This is a genomic window from Bellilinea sp., from assembly GCF_034432615.1.
In the GTDB taxonomy this organism is placed as follows: Bacteria; Chloroflexota; Anaerolineae; order Anaerolineales; family Anaerolineaceae; genus Bellilinea.
In genome coordinates this window covers 1-2259 of the sequence record NZ_DAOUBL010000127.1, presented here as the reverse complement: position 1 = coordinate 2259, position 2259 = coordinate 1, and the positions used below count along the sequence as shown (strand labels likewise).

Here is a 2259-nt window from a genome sequence, read left to right as displayed (position 1 = left end):
AGTACGCCTGTTAGCCGCTGCCCTGCAAGAACAGGGCTGCCCGGCTCAGGTGGTGGAGGCGACCAGCCTGATCATCACCGATGATCACTACCAATCGGCCTACCCGGACTGGGCGGCAACTCAGGCGGCGGTGCGGGCGGTGCTGCCGCCTCTCCTGCAAAGCGGCATCGTCCCGGTGGTGACCGGCTTCATCGGCGCAACCCGGCAAGGAGTGGTCACCACCCTCGGCCGCGGCGGTTCGGATTACACCGCTGCCCTGTTGGGGGCAGCCCTGCCCGCCGACGAAGTCTGGATTTGGACGGATGTGGATGGGGTGATGAGCGCGGATCCGCGCATTGTCCCCGAAGCCCACACCATCGAAGAATTAACCTTCCGCGAAGTAGCCGAACTGGCTTACGCCGGCGCCAAGGTGCTGCACCCCAAAACCATCCGGCCGGTCATCGAGGCCGGCATCGGTTTGCGGGTGCTGAACACCTTTAACCCGACTCACCCCGGCACACGCCTGGTCGCCGAAAAGCCCCCCGAAAATCATTCCAGCATCGTCAAATCGGTGACCGCCATTCGCGGTATGAAACTGGTCACCGTGGAGGGGCGCGGCATGCTGGGTGTACCGGGTGTGGCGGCGCGTACCTTTGCGGCGATTGCCTCCACCGGCACCAACATCTCGCTTATCTCGCAGGCTTCCTCCGAGCAGGCCATTTGCATTGCCGTGCCGGCGGATGCGGCTGAGCGGGTGATTGCCGCCATTCAGGACGAGTTTTACCGCGAAATTCAGGGCAAGGATATTGACCGCGTTTGGGCAACCGACGAGGTGGTCATTGTTACGGTTGTGGGTGAAGGAATGCGCAGCACACCCGGCGTGGCCGGCAAGGTTTTCAGTGCACTGGGCGAGCAGCGCATCAATGTGATTGCCATTGCGCAGGGTTCATCGGAAGTATCCATTTGTTTTGTACTGAGGGCTGAGGACACTCAAGCGGCCGTGCGTACCTTACACCGTCAGGTCATTCCCCATCAGGAGGTGCAGGCATGAATAAAATACCCGTTGCAGTGCTGGCGGCTACCGGCAGCGTTGGGCAGCGTTTTGTGCAGCTGCTGGATCATCATCCCTGGTTCGAGGTGGTGGCACTGACCGGCTCGGAGCGCGGTCATGGTAAAACCTACGGGGAGGTGTGCCGCTGGCTGCTGGCAGAGCCAATGCCCGACTGGGCAGGAAAGATGCCTGTCCTGCCCAGTGAAGCCGCTTCGCTCAACGGCGCCCGCCTGGCGTTTTCGGCGCTGCCGGCTGATACCGCCCGTCAGGTTGAACCGGCCCTGGCGCAGGCCGGTATTTGCGTTTGTTCGAATGCCTCCGCCTTTCGGCGCGAGCCGGATGTGCCGCTGCTGATTCCGGAGGTAAATCCGGAACATGCCCGCCTTGTGGAGGTACAGCGCAAACGGCGCGGTTGGAGCGGCTGGATTGCAACCAACCCCAACTGCACCAGCACCGGCATGACCATCGCCCTCAAAGCGCTGCAGGATGCCTTTGGCTTGAAACGCGTGTTTGCCGTTTCCATGCAGGCGCTCTCCGGGGCGGGATACCCCGGCGTTGCCTCGCTGGATATTGCCGATAATGTTGTTCCCTTCATCGGCGGCGAAGAGGAGAAGGTGGAATGGGAGCCGCGCAAAATGCTCGGCAAACTGGAAGGCGAGGAGGTGCACCTTGCCGAGATTGGCATTTCGGCGCACACCAACCGCGTTGCAGTGACCGACGGTCATTTAGTGTGCCTGACGGTGGAACTGGCGCAGCGCGCCACACCTGAACAGGCTGCCACCGTGCTGGCCGCTTTCCAGGCCCCGCCGCCGGTGGCTGAGCTGCCTTCAGCAGCCCGCCCGGTGATTCAGGTGCGCGAGGAGGAGAACCGTCCCCAACCGCGCCTTGACCGCATGACCGGCAGGGGCATGACCACCGTGGTTGGCAGGCTGCGTTCCGACCCGCTCTTCGATTTGCGCCTGGTGGTGCTTTCGCACAACACCATTCGCGGCGCGGCCGGCGGCTCACTGCTCAATGCCGAATTAATGGTGCGGGCCGGGTATCTTTCATAAGAAAACGTCATTTCGGGTAATTTCTCCCCCTCCCACCTCCCCCAAAATCGCAGGGGCGATTTTGGGGGAGGCGCAGGAGGCGGCTTTCCGGAGATTGCCACGCTCGCTTCGCTCGCTCGCAGTGACATAAACCAGCCGTGTCACTCCGACTAAAGCAACATAAACAAAAAATTTAAT

General features: G+C 61.9%; 2 protein-coding genes. Both read left to right on the top strand.

Annotation, left to right across the window (positions count from 1 at the left end; all coding sequences use genetic code 11):
• Positions 1-1030, top strand: a 1030-nt coding sequence (locus VAE48_RS05605) for an aspartate kinase (protein WP_322792337.1), incomplete at its 5' end; no start/stop codon positions are given.
• On the top strand, positions 1027-2082 hold the full coding sequence (gene asd / locus VAE48_RS05600; protein WP_322792336.1) for an aspartate-semialdehyde dehydrogenase: 1056 nt from the start codon (positions 1027-1029) through the stop codon (positions 2080-2082). The genes VAE48_RS05605 and asd, both read left to right, overlap by 4 nt.
• Positions 2083-2259: the final 177 nt, after the last annotated feature.

What these genes read in the sequence shown, in the direction of transcription:
- asd (WP_322792336.1), top strand. Translation starts at nt 1,027, where the DNA reads ATGAATAAAATACCCGTTGCAGTGCTGGCGGCTACCGGCAGCGTTGGG.